Genomic DNA, 276 nt, shown 5'->3' with positions numbered 1-276 from the left:
CAAAAACGATCAACCTAATAACTAGGCCGATCGTTTTTATTTTCTGGATCATTTTTTGGCTTAATTTCTGGGTTTTGATCCGCAAAATCTTTTAATTGTTCTTGGATTCTTTTACCAATTTCGTCTTCAACTGATTTAAGCTCTAAGTTTGCTCTAATTTGTAATCCTTGAATGCCATTGTCATATGTCCACCGTTTAATTTTAGCCATGTCATTAGTTCGATAATAATTGGCAATTAGTTCGTTCCATTGATCCCACTTATCTAACGGCACATTG

Annotated in this window: 1 pseudogene; it reads right to left on the bottom strand. The window is 34.1% G+C overall.

The window, feature by feature from the left end:
- Positions 1-14: 14 nt before the first annotated feature.
- Positions 15-276, bottom strand: a pseudogene (locus IV54_RS08240) (filamentation induced by cAMP protein fic); the annotation flags it as partial.

The organism is Levilactobacillus paucivorans, from assembly GCF_001437125.1.
GTDB lineage: Bacteria > Bacillota > Bacilli > Lactobacillales > Lactobacillaceae > Levilactobacillus > Levilactobacillus paucivorans.
Note: the sequence above shows the minus strand (reverse complement) of the source record. Positions and strands in the feature narration are given on the sequence as shown.